The 17,663-nt window shown below is 52.3% G+C and carries 19 protein-coding genes; 6 read left to right on the top strand and 13 right to left on the bottom strand.

Annotated features, from left to right (window positions below):
- Positions 1-127: 127 nt before the first annotated feature.
- Entirely contained in the window at positions 128-1,585 is a 1,458-nt protein-coding gene (gene cls, locus ACSF8W_RS09580) for a cardiolipin synthase (protein ID WP_500847082.1), read from the bottom strand.
- Between the two features lie 158 nt (positions 1,586-1,743).
- Between cls and ACSF8W_RS09575 the strand changes: the two genes are divergently transcribed.
- The 3 genes from ACSF8W_RS09575 to ACSF8W_RS09565 all read left to right on the top strand — a co-directional run bounded on the left by ACSF8W_RS09575 (position 1,744) and on the right by ACSF8W_RS09565 (position 3,907).
- Positions 1,744-2,439, top strand: a complete 696-nt coding sequence (locus ACSF8W_RS09575; RefSeq protein ID WP_500847080.1) for a TIGR01621 family pseudouridine synthase — start codon at positions 1,744-1,746, stop codon at positions 2,437-2,439.
- A 275-nt stretch (positions 2,440-2,714) separates the two neighbouring features.
- Positions 2,715-2,924 (top strand): hypothetical protein, encoded by a 210-nt coding sequence (locus tag ACSF8W_RS09570; RefSeq protein ID WP_428477117.1) that lies wholly within the window; start codon positions 2,715-2,717, stop codon positions 2,922-2,924.
- 44 nt (positions 2,925-2,968) lie between these two features.
- On the top strand, positions 2,969-3,907 hold the full coding sequence (locus ACSF8W_RS09565; RefSeq protein WP_500847078.1) for a class I SAM-dependent methyltransferase: 939 nt from the start codon (positions 2,969-2,971) through the stop codon (positions 3,905-3,907).
- 106 nt (positions 3,908-4,013) lie between these two features.
- On the opposite strand, the gene gspS2 is transcribed toward ACSF8W_RS09565, so the two are convergent.
- The 4 genes from gspS2 to ACSF8W_RS09545 all read right to left on the bottom strand — a co-directional run bounded on the left by gspS2 (position 4,014) and on the right by ACSF8W_RS09545 (position 5,879).
- Entirely contained in the window at positions 4,014-4,403 is a 390-nt protein-coding gene (gspS2, locus tag ACSF8W_RS09560) for a type II secretion system pilot lipoprotein GspS-beta (RefSeq protein WP_500847076.1), read from the bottom strand.
- A gap of 78 nt (positions 4,404-4,481) precedes the next feature.
- Positions 4,482-4,781 carry a YciI family protein gene (locus tag ACSF8W_RS09555; protein WP_500847074.1) on the bottom strand — a complete coding sequence of 100 codons (300 nt, stop codon included), beginning with the start codon at positions 4,779-4,781 and terminating at the stop codon, positions 4,482-4,484.
- Between the two features lie 145 nt (positions 4,782-4,926).
- A complete protein-coding gene (gene yciA, locus ACSF8W_RS09550) occupies positions 4,927-5,325 on the bottom strand; it encodes an acyl-CoA thioester hydrolase YciA (protein WP_500847072.1) in 399 nt (132 codons plus the stop codon).
- A gap of 14 nt (positions 5,326-5,339) precedes the next feature.
- The gene (locus tag ACSF8W_RS09545) at positions 5,340-5,879 is read right to left on the bottom strand and encodes a septation protein A (RefSeq protein ID WP_500847070.1); all 540 of its coding nucleotides are present in this window, start codon (positions 5,877-5,879) and stop codon (positions 5,340-5,342) included.
- A 243-nt stretch (positions 5,880-6,122) separates the two neighbouring features.
- On the opposite strand from ACSF8W_RS09545, the gene ACSF8W_RS09540 reads away from it, so the two are divergent.
- Entirely contained in the window at positions 6,123-6,470 is a 348-nt protein-coding gene (locus tag ACSF8W_RS09540) for a hypothetical protein (protein ID WP_500847068.1), read from the top strand.
- 81 nt (positions 6,471-6,551) lie between these two features.
- Here the strand turns inward: ACSF8W_RS09540 and ACSF8W_RS09535 are convergent, their stop codons facing one another.
- The 8 genes from ACSF8W_RS09535 to ACSF8W_RS09500 form a co-directional block, all read right to left on the bottom strand.
- Positions 6,552-7,772 carry a dicarboxylate/amino acid:cation symporter gene (locus ACSF8W_RS09535; protein WP_500847066.1) on the bottom strand — a complete coding sequence of 407 codons (1,221 nt, stop codon included), beginning with the start codon at positions 7,770-7,772 and terminating at the stop codon, positions 6,552-6,554.
- Between the two features lie 340 nt (positions 7,773-8,112).
- Complete coding sequence (gene trpA, locus ACSF8W_RS09530; RefSeq protein ID WP_500847064.1) at positions 8,113-8,916, bottom strand: tryptophan synthase subunit alpha; 804 nt, start codon at positions 8,914-8,916, stop codon at positions 8,113-8,115.
- Positions 8,916-10,106: a tryptophan synthase subunit beta gene (gene trpB, locus ACSF8W_RS09525; protein WP_500847063.1), complete on the bottom strand. Its 1,191-nt coding sequence runs from the start codon at positions 10,104-10,106 to the stop codon at positions 8,916-8,918. Before trpB ends, trpA begins: the two co-directional genes overlap by 1 nt.
- Positions 10,107-10,120: 14 nt before the next feature.
- Positions 10,121-11,491: a bifunctional indole-3-glycerol-phosphate synthase TrpC/phosphoribosylanthranilate isomerase TrpF gene (trpCF, locus tag ACSF8W_RS09520; protein ID WP_500847061.1), complete on the bottom strand. Its 1,371-nt coding sequence runs from the start codon at positions 11,489-11,491 to the stop codon at positions 10,121-10,123.
- Positions 11,491-12,504, bottom strand: a complete 1,014-nt coding sequence (gene trpD / locus ACSF8W_RS09515) for an anthranilate phosphoribosyltransferase (RefSeq protein WP_428477106.1) — start codon at positions 12,502-12,504, stop codon at positions 11,491-11,493. Before trpD ends, trpCF begins: the two co-directional genes overlap by 1 nt.
- Positions 12,505-12,549: 45 nt before the next feature.
- Positions 12,550-13,155 carry an aminodeoxychorismate/anthranilate synthase component II gene (locus ACSF8W_RS09510; RefSeq protein ID WP_500847059.1) on the bottom strand — a complete coding sequence of 202 codons (606 nt, stop codon included), beginning with the start codon at positions 13,153-13,155 and terminating at the stop codon, positions 12,550-12,552.
- A 12-nt stretch (positions 13,156-13,167) separates the two neighbouring features.
- Positions 13,168-14,769 (bottom strand): anthranilate synthase component 1, encoded by a 1,602-nt coding sequence (locus tag ACSF8W_RS09505; protein ID WP_500847057.1) that lies wholly within the window; start codon positions 14,767-14,769, stop codon positions 13,168-13,170.
- Entirely contained in the window at positions 14,766-15,779 is a 1,014-nt protein-coding gene (locus tag ACSF8W_RS09500; RefSeq protein WP_500847055.1) for a bifunctional 3-deoxy-7-phosphoheptulonate synthase/chorismate mutase, read from the bottom strand. Before ACSF8W_RS09500 ends, ACSF8W_RS09505 begins: the two co-directional genes overlap by 4 nt.
- 343 nt (positions 15,780-16,122) lie before the next feature.
- Between ACSF8W_RS09500 and rnm the strand changes: the two genes are divergently transcribed.
- Entirely contained in the window at positions 16,123-17,016 is an 894-nt protein-coding gene (rnm, locus tag ACSF8W_RS09495) for an RNase RNM (protein ID WP_500847053.1), read from the top strand.
- Positions 17,013-17,633 (top strand): L-threonylcarbamoyladenylate synthase, encoded by a 621-nt coding sequence (locus ACSF8W_RS09490; RefSeq protein ID WP_500847052.1) that lies wholly within the window; start codon positions 17,013-17,015, stop codon positions 17,631-17,633. The genes rnm and ACSF8W_RS09490 overlap by 4 nt, the downstream gene beginning before the upstream one ends.
- The last annotated feature ends 30 nt before the right edge of the window (positions 17,634-17,663 follow it).

Genomic DNA, 17,663 nt, shown 5'->3' with positions numbered 1-17,663 from the left:
GACGTTAAGGTGATCTCGTCACGAGTTGATAATGTGCGCCCATCATTAGATGGGCGCATCCATCACTGTGTATATGTGTATATCGTCGTGTGTATCTCGAGGTGTGCCGGAAAATAGGCATAGATACTTACAGCAACGGGCTGAACATATAGAAGAACTGTTCAAACAGTTTATTGGTGATAGAACGATCATGCCAAGTGGTGCCATCCACTTGGTGGGAATCGGCGATGTACTGCTGCTGAAGCCAGCTGAGTTGCTGGGTAAATTCGGCGTTATCCACGGCGAGCGTGACTTCAAAGTTGAGCCACAAGCTGCGCATATCCAAATTGACCGTGCCAATCAAACAGTGATTCCCATCAATCACCACCGATTTGGTGTGCAGCAAGCCCCCTTGGAAGCGGTGAATACGCACGCCAGCAGTCAGCAATTCTGAGAAGAAAGAGCGGCTGGCCCATTCCACCATCAAGGAATCGTTCTTATCGGGGATCACGATGTCGACCAAAACCCCACGCTGTGCTGCGCCTTTCATCGCATGCAGCAAGTTCTCACTGGGAATGAAATACGGGGTGGTGATCACCACGCTTTCACGCGCCTGATAAATGCTCAGCAGCAAGGTTTGGTGAATAATTTCATCCGGCATGCCGGGGCCAGAGGGGATCACTTGGATCATATCGGTGGCATCCACGGCGCTAGGGTAGGGGCAATCCGGTATCGTTGGCAGGTGACGCTCGCCAGTCTCCACTTCCCAGTCCCATGCTTGGATTGCATTCAGTACTTGCACCGTCGGGCCCGTCACCCGCACCATCACATCAATCCATTGACCGACACCGGCATCGGTTTTGAAATAGGCCGGGTCGACCATGTTCATGGAGCCGGTGTAGGCAATGTGGCTGTCGATCACGACAATTTTGCGGTGCTGGCGTAAATCAAGGCGGCGTAAAAACATCCGCATCGGGCTGACCGCCAAGGCTTCCGTAATATGGATACCTGAATGGCGCATCAGTTTCGGCCAGTGGGAACGAAAGAAGCGCATACTGCCTGCCGCATCCAATAAAATGCGGACGGTGACGCCCCGTTTAGCGGCCATGATCAAGGCCGTGGCCACTTCATCGGCCAACCCGCCAGGGTGCCAAATGTAAAACTCCATATGAATAGCGGAGTGTGCTTCGTGAATATCGTCTACCATGGCGCGTAAAATGGTTTGTGGCGAATCTTGCAGGGACAGGGTATTACCACTCAGCGCAGGAATGCCGAGCCGATTTTCACACAGATCATTGATGGGACGCGCATGTTCGCTCATCAAGTGGGGTTGGTGCCCCGGGCAGTCCGTTAGACCTTGGAACCAGTCTTCATAGGGCTGAAACATGTCTTTGGCGCGTTCGGCCCGTTTCTTACCAAGGTTCAATTCACCAAACAAGATATAGGCGAAGACACCGCCGATGGGAATGATGTAAATGATCATCAGCCACGCAAGAGAGACCCCAACGACTCGCCGCTTGAACACGACACGCATTGTGACCGCTGCAATCAGTAACCAGTAGAGAAACACGCCGACCCAAGTCAGTACTTGATAAAACTGTTCCATTCACGTTTGCTATTTTGGTGACATATCTATCTATTTTGCATTGAAATGGTAGGAATACCAATGAATTCTCATTGGGTTGGCCGTTTTGTGAAGGTGACGGTTGGGTATATACTGCGCGTGTTTTCGCTAAACGTTTTTTGAAAAATAGAGATCCCCCTATGTTTACTTTGGTTTTCCAGCACCCTGATTTTCTCGTGATCGATAAGCATCCGGGGATCAGTGTCCATAAAGACGACAACGAACAACCGCTATTGGCGGAAGTGGCCCGTCACACCGGGGATGAAAAGCTGTACTTGATCCACCGCTTAGACAAAATGACCTCAGGGTTGTTGTTGCTGGGGCGGCACCATGAGGCGGCATCCTTATTGTCCGCTAACTTCGCGCAGCGGGTTGTCGAAAAATATTACTTGGCGATTGGCACCAAGAAGCCAAAGAAAAAACAAGGCATTGTGGTGGGTGACATGACGCGTTCACGCCGCAGTAGCTGGAAGCTGGAAACGAGCCGTGACAATCCGGCCATTACGCAGTTTTTCTCGACGACGGGTGGCGACGGACGCCGTCTCTTCTTGTGTAAACCCCACACGGGGAAAACCCACCAAATTCGCGTGGCGTTACGCAGTGTCGGGTCGGGGATCACGGGCGATGACATTTACGGCTGTGAAGCGGCCGATCGAGGGTATTTGCATGCCTACGCACTGCGTTTTCCGTATTTGGGTGAGCAGTGGCAGTTTGTTTGTCCGCCGACACGCGGTGAACTGTGGCAAGGCGATGCAGTGAAAGCCGGTTTAGCCGAGTGGCAAACGCCGTGGGCGCTCAATTGGCCAGCTGTGCCGGGGAAGGGCAAACAAGGTTAAACCAATAGCGAGAAATAAAAGGCGGGTTGCGACAGTGCCGACAAAACGGTGCTGGGTGATAAATAACCACACGGTTTGTTTTATGGTGATAAAAACACCGGTTTTTGTGTTGTTAGCGTGTGAAAACAAGCCTTACTGATAATAATCGCGGTAAACGTGGTTTTTCTCTGACTTATTTTTGATTAATCGCGTTTTTATTGGCCAGAAGGCATTAACCCATAGATGAAGATCACCTATAATGCCGGTCTAGGATACCACCTAGATCGAGGAAAACCATGCGCCTTACCCGTTCTGTATCGCTACGTATGCGATTAAAGAAAAAAAAGAATAAAACGCGTTTTTGGGGGCTGGCGTCATTTCGTCGACATCGTAAACTGGTTAAACAACGTGCGCGCCGCCAGCATCAGGCGCGCATGCAAGCCGAATATGTGCTGCTAGCTAGCCACCGTCTTCCTGAGCAAGAACAGCTAAAATTGATCGCGTGAATGCGTGCGTCATCCTATCCACATTAACTAAATGCAGTATCGTGATGGAAATTAGTGCACTACCTACTCTTGAGCAACACTTGATGGCTGCGTTGGCGACACCGCCAACGGAAGTACGCCGACTTTTTCATGGCCGTGGTCGTTGTTGGCCGGGTTTGGAGCAATTGACCGTTGACTGGTTATCCGGTCAAGTGTTGGTGTCTTTGTTTAAAGAACCCTCAGACGATTTTTTGGCCGAGCTGCACCGTGTGTTGACCACCCTGACCGCATCGGAAGTATGGCAACAGTCGGGTGCCTCGGCGTTGTTGCTACAACACCGTGACCGTGAAGGCTCACCGCTAGAGGTGTTGTGGGGCGAGAGCCGTGATTATCAGGACGTGGTAGAAAACGGCCTGACGTTCAAGCTGGATTTGGGCCGTAAGCAAAACAACGGTTTGTTCTTGGATATGCGCTTAGGCCGTGAGTGGGTGATGAAGCACGCCGAAGGCAAACGCGTCTTAAACCTGTTTGCTTACACCTGTGGTTTTTCCGTCGCAGCGATTGCCGGTGGTGCCGAGCATGTGGTGAACTTGGACATGGCAAAAGCGGCACTGAGCCGTGGCCGTGACAACCACCACTTGAATCAGCATGATCTGTCGAAAGTGAGCTTTTTGGGCCATGAGCTGTTCAAGTCGTGGGGCAAAGTGCGCAAGTTGGGTCCGTATGACATGATCATTATCGACCCGCCATCGTTCCAGAAGGGCAGTTTTGCGCTGACGAAAGACTACCAGAAAATTCTGCGTCGTTTGCCTGAGTTGCTGACAGCCGAAGGGCAAGTGGTAGCGTGTGTGAATGATCCGGGTGTATCGTCGTCGTTCCTAATTGAAGGGATGGCCACAGAAGCCCCAGAACTGCATTACCAGTACCGCCTGGATAATCCACCTGAATTTAAAGACATCGATCCGGAAGGTGGCTTGAAGGTATTGATCTTCGATCGCCAGTGAGTCGTTTGTCGACCCATAAAAAAACGCCAGCAATGCATGCTGGCGTTTTTGTTTGTGCTGTTTCAGTGTTGCCGATCATGTATTCACGTAACCGGAATAGGCACCATCAATTTGTCAGGGTGCTACACACTTCTGTATTGACTGGCTGGCTTACCATTGGGCGGCCACGCATGTCCATGATCACAATATTGTAATTCACGCCTTCGCTAACGAGCGGGGTGAGTTCGTCATTGTTACAGTAGTTGATGGCGGCATTTTTGGCCGCTGTGGTCGGTGGGGTATTTCCGCCACCGCCGTATAAAATGGTGATTTCGACCACGTTCTCACGCGCTTTCGCTTTCATGATCTGGTATTGGTCGATTTTCTCATACGGGGCTTTACTGTTAATGGCTGTCGCGCGCATCTTCGCCAGGTTAAGCACAGCATCTTCGTCACCATTGGACGCACAGCCGGCCAACAAGGTGACGGCCAAAAGAGCGAGTGTTCGTTTTAGCATGCGGGTATCTCAGTGGATGGTTACGATAAAAGTCGTTGAATAGACCGTGTTATGTTCAAGGTGTTCCCGAAGCAAGGCTTACGGCAGCACTTTTTTGAACGGCTTCACGATCACCTTCTCGTAAACACCGGCGTCGATGTACGGATCGGCATCGGCCCAAGCTTGCGCGTCGGCCAAGGTGTTGAACTCCGCGATCACGGTTGAACCGGTGAAACCTGCTTCACCTGGGTTGTCACTGTCGATGGCTGGCATTGGACCGGCAACCAACAGACGCCCTTCTTCTTGTAGGGCACTTAGACGAGCCAAGTGTTTATCACGGACACTTAAGCGGCGCTCAAGGCTATTTTCAACATCCTGAGAAAAAATAACGTACCACATGTGACATGTCTCCTTGGTACTCGCAGGCCATGATGGTTCAAGAAAAGGGCGCTGCGAATGCAAAATCAATAAGGGATTAGAAGGGTTACATACTAATTCAAAAAAAACGCCCTAACTAGCGGTTAGGGCGTTTGGCCTGTATTTGTTAGTCTTTTTTAACCGGACGGGGACGACCATTGCTGTCGATTGCAACATAGTTGAAGGTTGCTTCACAGACTCGGTAACGATCACCCACACCGTCGATGGCAACAGGTTTTACCCACACTTCCAAGGACACACTCATTGAGGTGTTGCCGATGCGGTTGCACTCACCGTAACAGCACACAACATCACCCACTTTGACAGGCGCTTTGAATGCAATGCTGTCGACGGAAACGGTGACGACACGGCCGCCAGAAATTTCTTTAGCCAAAATCGCACCGGCTAAATCGAGTTGGGACATGATCCACCCACCAAAAATATCACCATTGGCGTTGGTATCAGCTGGCATAGCAAGGGTACGTAGCAATAGTTGCCCACGCGGGATAGTATTTTCTGCAGTCATGGGACGACTCTGTCTTATTCTGAATCGGATTCTTTAGGCAAATGGTGGTAGATATAGCCGCCAGTGGCAAGGGTGAACACCAAGGTCAGACCTAATAAGCCAAAGACTTTGAAGTTTACCCAGACATCGAGTGGCAGGCGAAAAGCAATATAGACATTCACGCATGCACATACAATGAAAAACAGCGCCCAAGCGGTATTTATGCGCTGCCAAACGTATTCTGGCAGTTGTATCTCATGGTTTAACATACGTTTGATCAACGGCTTACCCAGGTATTGGCTGACTAAAAGCCCAATCGCAAACAATGCATAAATGATGGTGACTTTCCATTTAATGAAATTGTCGTCGTGCAGATAGAGCGTCAATCCCCCGAACACGGTGACCATGACCAGGGTGACCAGTTGCATCTTCTCGACTTTCTTATACAAAAACCATGTCACAATCACTTGCACAATGGTGGCGGCAATTAAGGCGCCTGTCGCAACGAAAATGTCATGGGTTTTATACAACACGAAGAAAATAATGAGGGGGATGAAGTCAATGAGTTGTTTCATCGTAACAACCTCTTGGATGAAAAAGAGAGCCATCATACAGGGATATTATGTGATGCCAATCACATTTGATATAAGGTCAATGCTGGGATGCAGAGAGCATGATGGCGTGTAATCGTTGCATGTTAGTACAAAATATCATCAGGATACCTCCATGATTGAGAACAATCAGCACGTTAATGTATGTGCATCTGTGTATTTTTTGTTCTACTAGAGCTTGATGTAATTATGGCTGATGGGTGAGGTATGGATACCATTCTAGTGATATTAGCGATGCTTGTTTTTACCGTGTTGTCGATCAAGTTGTCGGCAAAGCTGCTGGACGTTGATAGCCCAAGCGCGGGGCTGTGTGTGCTGGCGACGATATTATCCATTGTATTGAGTGTGGTACTGATTGTGTTTTCAGGGGCGGGCGTGATCGCCGCGGTCGTTTCCTTTTTCGTGACAGGGGCGGTTTATACCTTTGTTTTTGGTGTCAACGCGATCGTCGGGCTTGTACTGGCAGGGGTCTCGATGGCGGTGCAGATGGCGTTCATTATTGCTGCTGTGATGGTGCTGGGGCTCTCGCTGGGCGGATTAGAGCAACTGGTGTAGCACAAGGTATGCCCGTAAAAACACGCCCGTTAGACGGGCGTGATAGGGCTGGATAGAGACAAAAGCGCGCAGGTTGTGCGTTTATTTAGGGGTGTTGATGCTATCAATGATCACCGCACAGGCCGCATCGCCCGTAATGTTTAATGCGGTACGGATCATGTCGAAAATACGATCGAGGGCGAACAATAACGGCAGACCTTCAATCGGGATCCCGGCGGCTAACAGCACGGCGACCACCAAGAAGGAGGGCCCCGGTACACCGGCTTGCCCGATCGCGCCCAATGTCGCGGTCAGGATAATGGCAATATAGGCGGTCATATCCAAATCGACGTTGAACATTTGCGCGAAAAACACCGCCACCAAGCCATAGTAAATGGCGTTGCCACTCATGTTAATGGTCGCTCCCAGCGGTAACACAAAGGCGGCAGTGGCGTTTTTTACCCCCAGCTCTTCTTCACACACTTCCATGGTGACAGGCAGTGTCGCCATGGAGGAGGCGGTTGACAGTGCTACAGCTTGCGGCTTTTTCATCGCCGAAATGAAGGCGCGTGGGGACGTGTTACTGAAGACTTTGATCAACGCTGGATAGAACAAGAACCCGTAGATCAGAATGGCAATGACATACACCACAAACAGCTTTAAGACCACTTCAAGGGCGCTGAATCCAAAGGTGCCGACCGCATCGGCCATCAGGCCAAAAACCCCCAATGGCGCGACTTTCATGACCACATTGATCATCCAAACCATGGCATCGACGATGGCATTGATCCCATTGAGTAACGGATCACGGCGGTCTTTTTCCAGTTTGGAGAGCGCAATACCAAAGAACAGGCAGAACACAAGAATTTGGAGGATATTGGCTTCGTTGAGTGACTGGAAAATGTTGGTCGGGATCATGCCTTCCAGCGTGGCCCAAAATGTAGGCAGATCGCCCTTATCGGCATAGACGTTGGAAAACAGCCCTTCGACGCCTTTTACATCCACGCCAACACCGGGTTCAAATATTTCCCCCATGAACAAGGCCAGCCCGACCGCGACTGCTGAGGTGAGGCCAAAAAAGCCCAAGGTGGCGACTCCGACTTTCCCTGCCGAATGACTGCTGCCCAGACCGGCCGCCCCTGAAATGATGGCGACAGCGATCAATGGGATCACTAACATTTTGATCAAGTGAATGAAAATACTACCAAGTGGGGCGAAAATACTGGCGTCATGGCCCATGAGCGCGCCGACCACGGTGCCGATACACATAGCAATAATGACCTGCACGCCAATATTACCGAATACGCCTTTTTCATTTAACACGGTGTGTACCTCAGTTGTGCTTGTTACTCGTTGAAGTGTTATTGGGTTTTTATTTTGTAATTATGTAAATGCGCAACCCAATATGTTGCCTTTTTGTTTTACTCGCAAGTCTACGCAGATTCAATGGTTAATTGAAGTATTTATCAAGTGTGTATCGGTTGAGTGACAATTCACTCACATTTTTGTGATGTTGATGCGGGTGACGGCGCGCATTCTGAAGTGCGGGGTGCGGGGTGCGGGGTGCGAGGTGTGAGGTGTGCGGGAAGGGGAAGAGAGGATAAAAAAGAAAAGGGCAACCTGGCCCTTTTCTGTCTTGTACTGTTGTTCTTGATGTTCGCTGTTAGCGGGTTGCGGCTTTCATCTCGCTGATGAAGGTGCGCATGTTGGCTAACAGTGCGGCTTCATCATTGAGATTTTTTTCAATCACTTTGACGACCGCAGAGCCGGAAATGGCGCCTGCCGCCCCGGCCTCAATCGCTTCTTTTACCTGCGCCGGTTCCGCAATACCAAAACCCAATAAGGCAGGAGGAGCTTGATGGGCTTTTAAGCGGTCAAGTAATGGGCCAATCGGCATACCGGCTTTGGTTTCTGTCCCCGTTACCCCTGCGCGTGATAGCAAGTAGGTATAACCGCCGCCGTACTGTGCCACGGTTTTCAGGGTGTCTTCATTGGCATTGGGCGGCGCAATGAAGATCGGGTGAATACCGTGTTTTTCCGCTGCGGCACGAAATTCGGCCGACTCTTTGACGGGCACATCGGCAACCAGCACGGAATCGACCCCTGCGGCCGCACACTGTTGATAGAACGCATCCACACCGTTTGCAAACACCAAGTTGGCGTACATTAATAGGCCGATCGGTGTGTCTGGGTATTTGGCGCGTACTGTCGCAATCAGGTCGAAACAGACGGCAGGCGTCGTGCCGGAGGCTAAGGCACGGATGCTGGCACTTTGAATGGTTGGGCCATCGGCCAAAGGATCGGAGAATGGGATCCCTAGCTCCAGTGCGTCGGCACCGGCATCGACCAAGGTTTCAATGATCGTGAGGGACAACTCAGGGTTGGGATCGCCGATAGTAACAAACGGCACAAATGCACCTTCGTTGTTGGCGGCTAAACGGGCAAATTGTGCTTGATAACGATCCATTACAGCGCTCCTTTTGCGTCTAGGATATCATGAACAGTGAAGATATCTTTGTCGCCACGACCGGACAGGTTCACGACTAATAGCTGTTCTTTTTCAGGGTTGGCTTGGATCATTTTTAGCGCATGGGCCAGTGCGTGCGCCGATTCAAGTGCCGGGATGATCCCCTCGTTACGCGCCAAGGATTGGAAAGCATCGAGCGCTTCATCATCCGTGACCGCTTCATAGGTGGCGCGGCCAATGGCATTTAAGTGGGCGTGCTGTGGCCCTACAGATGGGAAATCCAGACCGGCAGACACGGAATACGATTCTTCCACTTGCCCGTGTTGGTCTTGCATCAACGGGGCTTTCATGCCGAAGAAAATTCCCAGCTTGCCGTGTTTCAATGGTGCGCCGTGCATGTCGGTATCCAGTCCTTTACCGGCCGGTTCCACCCCAATCAAGCCAACGGACTCTTCGTCAATGAAATCGGCAAACATACCAATGGCATTTGAGCCGCCACCAACACAGGCGATGACCGCATCTGGCAGGCGACCTTCTTTGTCGAGGATTTGCGCTTTGGTTTCTTCCCCAATGATGTGCTGGAATTCACGCACAATGGTCGGGAACGGGTGCGGCCCTGCGGCGGTGCCGAGCAGGTAATGAGCTGTGTCATAGGTAGCAGACCAATCACGCATGGCTTCGTTACACGCATCTTTTAACGTGGCAGAGCCTGAATGTACCGGGATCACTTCCGCGCCCATCAGTTTCATGCGGAATACGTTCGGGCTCTGGCGCTCAACGTCTTTCGCACCCATGTACACACGACATTTCAGGCCGAGCAAGGCACAGGCCAGTGCTGTTGCCACGCCGTGTTGACCTGCACCGGTTTCTGCGATGATTTCATGTTTGCCCATGCGTTTAGCCAGCAAAGCCTGACCCAGCACCTGATTGGTTTTGTGTGCGCCGCCGTGTAACAGATCTTCACGTTTCAGGTAGAGCTTGGTTTTCGTGCCTTTGGTCAGGTTTTGACACAGTGTCAGCGCCGTTGGGCGACCGGCATACTCTTTGAGCAGCGTGATAAATTCCTGCTGGAAAGCCGGGTCTTGTTGGGCATCAACGAAAGCGGCCTCAAGCTGATCCAGCGCTGGCACGAGAATTTGCGGTACATACTGTCCGCCAAATTCACCAAAGTAAGCGTTAATTTTGCTCATAGTCTGTTTAGTCCTTAATACTTTCTGATAGCCGCAAATGCCGCTTTCAATTTTGATGAATCTTTTTTGCCCGGCGCACTTTCAACACCGGAATTCAAATCTAATCCTTTACAGCCGATGTGGGCCGCATCCATGACGTTATCGGGGGTCAAACCGCCAGCCAGCATGATGCGTTGGCGATCTGCCGCAGGGATCAATTGCCAGTCAAAGGCGATACCGGTGCCGCCGGACTGTTGGCCGACTTGGGTATCGAGCAGGTGACGATCCACATCCCATTGCGCCAGTTCTGGCACGGTGTCACTGACGCCGTGGGCTTTCCAAATCTCACATTCGACAGGCAGTTGTGCTTTCAGTCCCTGCACGTAGTCCGGGGTTTCGTCACCATGTAACTGAATGGCGGACAGTGACAGGGCGTGCGCGGCTTTGATGATGGCATCCGGATCGGCATTGCGGAACACACCGACGTATTGCAGAGGTGCACCGCTCATGATCATACGGGCTTGCTCGATATCAACCTGACGCGGTGAGCCAGACACAAAGATCAGCCCGCCGTAAACCGCCCCGCTTTGATAGGCGGCGGCTGCATCATCGGCATGGGTCAGGCCACACACCTTGTTGTCGCCGAGCAGTACACGGCGAACCGCGCGCTCAATGTTGTCTTCGGCCATCAGTGAGCTGCCAATCAAAAAGCCATTGGCGTAAGCGGCTAAATCACGCACCTGCTGGTGGGTGTAAATGCCGGATTCAGAAATCACAATGGTGCCTTCCGGCAGTTTTGGTGCCAGCTGCTTGGTACGGTCAAGATCGATGCTGAGATCACGCAGGTTACGGTTATTGATCCCGACCACTTTGGCGTTCAGGGCAATCGCACGCTCTAATTCGTCTTCGTTACTGACTTCGGTGAGAATGCCAAGCTGCAGGCTGTCAGCCAGCGTGGCTAATTCACGGTACGTGTCATCATCCAAGACAGACAGCATCAACAGGATGGCATCGGCCTGATAATGGCGAGCCAGATAGACCTGATACGGGTCAATCATGAAATCTTTGCACAATACCGGCTGGGTCACCTGACGGCGTACCACGGGGAGAAAGTCAAAGTTACCCTGAAAATACTTCTCGTCGGTCAGCACGGAAATGGCATTGGCGTAACCGTTATAGACGGCGGCGATGGCATCTAAGTTGAAGTCCTGACGGATCAGCCCTTTGGACGGGGAGGCTTTTTTGCACTCCAGAATGAACACGGCATTGTCGCTGGACAGGGCATCGTAAAAGGAACGATCGCTAGGGGTTAGCATATCGATAAAGCTGTCCAGTGGTTGTTGCTGTTTACGCGCGTCAACCCACAGGCGTTTATCGGCGACGATTTTGGCTAATACGGTTTCCATTATTGACCTCGTGCAGCAAGTTGGCTGACCAGCGCATACGCTTTGCCGGATTGCATCACGGCAAGGGCTTGCTGGGTGTTGGCTTTCAGATCCTCTTGTCCGAACAAGCGCAGCAGCAAGGCCACGTTGACGGCGACGGCGCCCATTTGCGCGTCGGTGCCTTTGCCGGTGAGGATGTTGGTGATGATGGCGCGGTTTTCTTCCGGCTCACCGCCTTTAATGGCTTCCAACGGGTGGCTCTCTAGCCCAAAATCCGCCGGCGTTAGGGTGTATTCTTTGATTTCTCCATCAATGATTTCTGCGACGGTGGTTTCACCGTGAATGGCGACTTCATCCAAGCCGCTGCCGTGTACGACGGCCGCGCGCTTCATGCCCATGGCTGCCATGGTTTCCGCAATTGGGCGGACCAAAGCATTGTCGTAGACGCCCATCAGTTCGATATTCGGGCGGGCAGGGTTGATCAAAGGGCCCAGCACGTTAAAGATGGTGCGGGTTTTCAGGGTTTGTCTCACGGGCATCGCGTGGCGAACACCACCGTGGTACTCCGGTGCAAATAAGAAGCAAACACCCAGTTCGTCTAATGCTTCGCGCGCGGTTTCCGGTGCCATTGCCAAATCAATCCCGAATTTATCGAGCAGATCCGACGAGCCTGATTTGCTTGATACGCCACGGTTGCCGTGCTTGGCGACTTTCACCCCGCAGGCGGCCGCCACAAACGCGGCCGTGGTCGAAATGTTGATGGTGTTCGCGCCGTCACCGCCTGTGCCGACGATATCGGCAAAATCATAGTCAGGGCGAGGAAACGGGTTGGCGTTGGCCAGCAGGGCTTTCGCGGCACCGGCGATTTCCGCGGGGGTTTCGCCTTTAATTTTCAGGGCCGTCAAAATGGCCGCCAGCGCAATGGGATCGATATCGCCTTTGATGATGGCATCAAACAGCGTCTGGCTTTCGTCTTGGCTCAGTGCTTGCTGGTCATACAGCTTGTTGATGAGCGTTGAGATGGTCGCATCCATAATTCTTATCCTTGTTAAAGTGTCGTCGTGAATACCGTCATACGATTATTGGGAGGACGACATGACCCATGCCAGCGTGTTGGTCAGCAGCTGGGCTCCTTGGGTCGTGAGAATCGATTCAGGGTGGAACTGGTAGCCACACACACGATCGTGGTCGTGTGTCACTGCCATTACCAGGCCATCGACATCGGCAATCACACGTAGATCGCTTGGCACATCTTGCGCGATCAGCGAGTGGTAACGGGCAATCGACAACGGACTGGCGAGATCGCCAAACACCGGGTGGTGGTTGTGGCGCATCATGGCCGATTTGCCGTGCACAATGTCACCGGCACCCGATACGGTACCGCCGTAGGCTTCCACAATGGCTTGATGGCCGAGGCAAATACCCATCATTGGCACTTTGCCGCGCAGACGAGTGATGAGTTCTGGCATGCAGCCGGCGTCTGCTGGCGCGCCCGGCCCGGGTGACAGCACCAGTACCGGTTTGGCGTTGTCTGCGATGGCTTGGTCAATGGCGGCTTCCACTTGCGCCGCACTCAGACTGTTACGGTACACCGTGACCGAACACCCGAGTGAGCGGAACTGATCCACCAAGTTATAGGTAAAGGAATCAAAGTTATCGAGTAATACAATATGCGGTTGTGTCATGGGATGCGTCCTTTACCGTTTGGGTGTGCTTGTTGAAGAACCCATGGCGGGCATTCTGTGGGCGGAACGGATCGCATTGATCACCGCTTGCGCTTTGCTGCGTGTTTCATCGGCTTCGGCTTGTGGTACCGAGTCATAGACGACACCCGCACCGGCCTGCACGCTGGCGATACCGTTTTCGACGTAGGCTGAGCGGATCACAATGCAGGTGTCCATATCACCTTGACCGGTCACATACCCCACGGCACCGCCGTAGGTGCCACGACGACGTTGTTCCACATCACGGATCAATTGCATCGCACGAATTTTCGGTGCACCGGTGAGTGTGCCCATGTTCATGCAGGCTTGGTAGGCGTGCAGCGCATCCAGATCGCCACGCAGTTGGCCGACGACACGTGACACCAAGTGCATGACATGGCTGTAGCGATCCACTTGTAGCAAATCGGCCACATAGCGGGTGCCCGGCTCACTGATCCGCGCCACATCGTTACGGGCCAAGTCCACCAGCATCATGTGCTCGGCGTTCTCTTTCATGTCGCTGCGCAGTTCCAGCTCGATGCGGCCATCTAAATCCAAGTTAATCGAGCCATCGGCATTTTTACCGCGCGGGCGTGTGCCGGCGATCGGGTAGATTTCGACTTGGTTGCTGTCGGTGCAGTATTTCAACGCACTTTCAGGAGAGGCGCCAAACACAGTGAAATCGGCATCCTGCAGGTAGAACATGTACGGACTTGGGTTGCCGACTTTCAAGGCTTGATAGGCCACCAAGGGGGATGGGCACGGCAAGGAAAACTGGCGTGACGGTACCACTTGGAACACATCGCCTTTGATCACGTGTTGCTTGAGGTCGACGACTTGTTGGCAAAACGCTTCATCACTGATGCTGGTGGTAGGTTCACACTCAGCCAGTAATTCTGCAGCCGGTAAGGGTTTAGGCGCCAAACAGGCTTCTTTGATGTGTTGCAAACGGCGACTGAGTTCAAAATAGCTGGCGGTGTATTGATCGCCACCAAACAGGGTCGCTTGCAGCTTGCCTTTGCGGCGTTGGTGATCGATCACCAGTAAGGTTTCGGCAATGTAAAACAGGTAATCGGGACACTGATTATCTTGCGCAACCGCAGGCAACGGCTCGAAGCTGTCGACCACGTCGTAGGCAAATAAGCCGCCTAAGAACAGCGCTTCGCGAGGCTGACCGGTGAGATCAAACGCGTGTTGGATCATGCGCAGCGCATCAAACGATGACGGCTCACGCAATCGGCTGTCTTCATCCAATGCGCGTTCGGCGGTGGGGTAATGTAAAATCAGGCACGCTTTCTCGCGCTGAACGGCAATGCCTTCGGCGATCTGGGGTTCCAGCGTTTGCAGGACGTTCAGGCCGTTATCGGTCAAGGCTTCCAAACGCACTTGCTTGCCCCGACAGACAATGCGTACCGCCGCATCAATCAACATCAGGCTTTTCAGATCTTGCTTGGAGTCGATTTCCGCCGACTCCAACAGCAAGTTATGTGGGCGGTTGCCACAGACGGAGTAATACAACTCCGTCGGCTCCGCCACGTAAGGGACATCCAGGCTTAGCAGCTCCAGCTTGCCAGTGCCTAAGGGGGTAGTGTTCACAGCGTTCTCCCTGCCGCTTCAACAAACGGTTTTAGCTCTTGCATCAACTGCTCAAACATTGGACCGGTTAATGCCTGGTGACCGTCAGACAATGCTTCACACGGGTTAAGGTGTGATTCAACGATAATGCCATCAGCGCCCACCGCAGCGGCGGCACGTGATAACGGGATCACCAGTTCACGCACACCCGTACCGTGGCTTGGATCAACGACAACCGGAAGGTGTGTGCGTTGTTTTAAGTAAGCGACGGCATTTAAATCCAATGTGTTACGTGTGGCTGTCTCATAGGTGCGGATACCTCGCTCACACAGGATAATGTTTGGATTTCCTGCATCATAGATGTATTCCGCTGCTAAAAGCAGCTCCTCGATAGTGGCTGAAAGTCCGCGTTTGAGCAAGACCGGTTTTTGGCTTTCGCCGACAGCTTTTAGCAGAGCATAGTTTTGCATGTTACGTGCGCCGATTTGTAGACAGTCAACGTACGCACACATGTCCTCCATTTGACTCACTTCCATCACTTCCGACACCGTGGGGATGCCGTGTTGCTCACTGGCCAGTTTGAGCAGTTTTAACCCTTCTACGCCCATGCCCTGAAAATCGTACGGGCTGGTGCGGGGTTTGTACGCGCCGCCACGCAGGGCCACCGCACCGTGTTGCTTCACCACTTCGGCCACAGACAGCAGCTGGGCTTCTGATTCCACCGAGCAGGGGCCGGCAATGACCGCAAACTTGTCGCCGCCCACGGTGGCATTGCCAAAGCGAACGACGGTGTCATGGGCTTGGACTTCGCGGCTGACCATTTTGTACTTGGTCAGGATGGGTTTGACGTTTTCGACACACGGGTAAGCATCAAGGTGAAGTTGCTCCAGCACACGCTCATCGCCTAATGCGCCGAGAACAATGCGTTCGACACCCGGCATGTAAAGCGGCTTCAGGCCTGCAGCTTCAATGCGCGTTAAAATTTCTTTGGCTTGTGCTTCGGTAGCGTTGGGCTTGAGGACGATGATCATGGCGTTTTCCTTTTAAGTCGTTGGCGCTCGGCGTCGGGGCCGTGTCTGGCGCTGAATTTGGCTGTTATTGACTGATTGTTAGTTTTTTCTCTGACGATTTTTTCGCCGTTATGGTTATTTGGGTATAAAAAAGCCCGCAAGGTGCGGGCGGGAATTATCTGGCTCGAGGCACAGCAGATTCCACAACCCGCGTTGCGTGGTGCCACCACCAAGAAAATAAAGCGCAGAGTGAATGAGGAATTTGCTGTAACATGTAAATATCCTGTAACGTGAGTACATCGTGATATCGAGTAATTACGTACTAGTAAACTAGTTCATAAAACCAAAGTCAAGAATTTAATTTATGTTGTTTGATTTACATACCCACACCACGGCGTCGGATGGGCGTTTGACGCCAGAAGAACTGGTGGCTCGCGCGGTAGAGCGCCGAGTCGATGTACTGGCCATTACTGACCATGACACCGTCGCAGGTTTGACGGCGGCAGAGGCTGCGATTGCAGCACAAAATTTGCCAATAACTCTGATCAAAGGGATTGAAATATCGACACTTTGGCATAATTTTGATATTCACATTGTCGGTTTGCAGATTGATCCCGAACATCCTGCGTTGGTTGCATTGATTGAGGCGCAGGCTGCGCGTCGCGTCGCGCGTGCCGAATTAATGGGTGAGCGGTTAGAGAAAAATCGTATGCCGGGCGCGTTGGCTGGGGCCAAAGCCATCGCCAATGGCGCGACATTAACCCGTGCCCATTTTGCTCAGTGGATCGTCGAACAGGGCTATGCCAAGAACATGCAGGCCGTGTTTAAGCAATATTTAACCCGCAATAACCCGGGGTATGTCCCGCCGGATTGGTGCGCCATTGCAGAAGCCGTGGACGTGATCCACCAAGCGGGAGGACAAGCGGTTTTGGCTCACCCGGGGCGCTATAATATGACCGCGAAATGGATTAAGCGTTTGCTCGCCGCATTCAAAGACGCGAACGGGGACGCGATGGAAGTGGCATTGCCACAGCAAGCACCGGTCGAACGCCGCGTGCTGGGTGACTACGCCATTGATTTCCAGTTATTGGCTTCACAGGGCTCTGACTTTCACTATCCTTCACCATGGACCGAGCTGGGACGTAACCTTTGGTTACCGAAAGGCGTGACTGAGGTCTGGCATGAGTGGACAGTCGAGAAGAAGCGCATTGACGAAGAACAGCCTACGGGCAACCCACTTCCGACGGAGGAAGAATGAGTCAATATTTTTATATGCATCCAGAAACGCCACAAGTGCGTTTGATCAATCAAGCCGTGGCGATCATTCGTGACGGCGGCGTGATTGTTTACCCGACCGATTCCGGCTATGCACTAGGCTGCCAGTTGGAAAATAAATCTGCCTTAGAGCGTATCTGTCAGATCCGCCGCTTAAACGATAAGCACAATTTTACCTTACTGTGCCGTGACTTATCCGAGCTATCGGTGTACGCACGGGTCGATAATGTGGCGTTCCGTTTGCTGCGTAACAACACGCCAGGCGCGTACACGTTTATCTTTAAAGGCACCAAAGATGTGCCGCGTCGTTTAATGAATCCGAAGCGTAAAAGTATCGGTATTCGTGTACCGGATAACGCGATTGCCTTGGCGTTGCTGGAAGCCTTGGGCGAGCCGATGATGTCGACGTCATTGATCTTGCCGGGCAACGAAACGACAGAATCCGATCCCGATGAAATCCGCGATCAATTGGAACATGCGGTGGACTTGATCATCAATGGTGGCTATTTAGGTGAACAGCCGACTACGGTGATCGATTTCAGTAATGACGAGATGGAAATTGTCCGTGTTGGTGCAGGTGATCCTACACCGTTTGAATAATCCACGATCCGTGGCCATTATCACACGGGG

This window comes from Photobacterium sp. 270122K, from assembly GCF_059941365.1.
Note: the sequence above shows the minus strand (reverse complement) of the source record. Positions and strands in the feature narration are given on the sequence as shown.

Bases quoted from the DNA above. Each gene is read 5' to 3' on its own strand.
- cls (WP_500847082.1), bottom strand. From the start codon at position 1,585: ATGGAACAGTTTTATCAAGTACTGACTTGGGTCGGCGTGTTTCTCTAC.
- ACSF8W_RS09575 (WP_500847080.1), top strand. From the start codon at position 1,744: ATGTTTACTTTGGTTTTCCAGCACCCTGATTTTCTCGTGATCGATAAG.
- ACSF8W_RS09570 (WP_428477117.1), top strand. From the start codon at position 2,715: ATGCGCCTTACCCGTTCTGTATCGCTACGTATGCGATTAAAGAAAAAA.
- ACSF8W_RS09565 (WP_500847078.1), top strand. From the start codon at position 2,969: ATGGAAATTAGTGCACTACCTACTCTTGAGCAACACTTGATGGCTGCG.
- gspS2 (WP_500847076.1), bottom strand. From the start codon at position 4,403: ATGCTAAAACGAACACTCGCTCTTTTGGCCGTCACCTTGTTGGCCGGC.
- ACSF8W_RS09555 (WP_500847074.1), bottom strand. From the start codon at position 4,781: ATGTGGTACGTTATTTTTTCTCAGGATGTTGAAAATAGCCTTGAGCGC.
- yciA (WP_500847072.1), bottom strand. From the start codon at position 5,325: ATGACTGCAGAAAATACTATCCCGCGTGGGCAACTATTGCTACGTACC.
- ACSF8W_RS09545 (WP_500847070.1), bottom strand. From the start codon at position 5,879: ATGAAACAACTCATTGACTTCATCCCCCTCATTATTTTCTTCGTGTTG.
- ACSF8W_RS09540 (WP_500847068.1), top strand. From the start codon at position 6,123: ATGGATACCATTCTAGTGATATTAGCGATGCTTGTTTTTACCGTGTTG.
- trpA (WP_500847064.1), bottom strand. From the start codon at position 8,916: ATGGATCGTTATCAAGCACAATTTGCCCGTTTAGCCGCCAACAACGAA.
- trpB (WP_500847063.1), bottom strand. From the start codon at position 10,106: ATGAGCAAAATTAACGCTTACTTTGGTGAATTTGGCGGACAGTATGTA.
- trpCF (WP_500847061.1), bottom strand. From the start codon at position 11,491: ATGGAAACCGTATTAGCCAAAATCGTCGCCGATAAACGCCTGTGGGTT.
- trpD (WP_428477106.1), bottom strand. From the start codon at position 12,504: ATGGATGCGACCATCTCAACGCTCATCAACAAGCTGTATGACCAGCAA.
- ACSF8W_RS09510 (WP_500847059.1), bottom strand. From the start codon at position 13,155: ATGACACAACCGCATATTGTATTACTCGATAACTTTGATTCCTTTACC.
- ACSF8W_RS09500 (WP_500847055.1), bottom strand. From the start codon at position 15,779: ATGATCATCGTCCTCAAGCCCAACGCTACCGAAGCACAAGCCAAAGAA.
- rnm (WP_500847053.1), top strand. From the start codon at position 16,123: ATGTTGTTTGATTTACATACCCACACCACGGCGTCGGATGGGCGTTTG.
- ACSF8W_RS09490 (WP_500847052.1), top strand. From the start codon at position 17,013: ATGAGTCAATATTTTTATATGCATCCAGAAACGCCACAAGTGCGTTTG.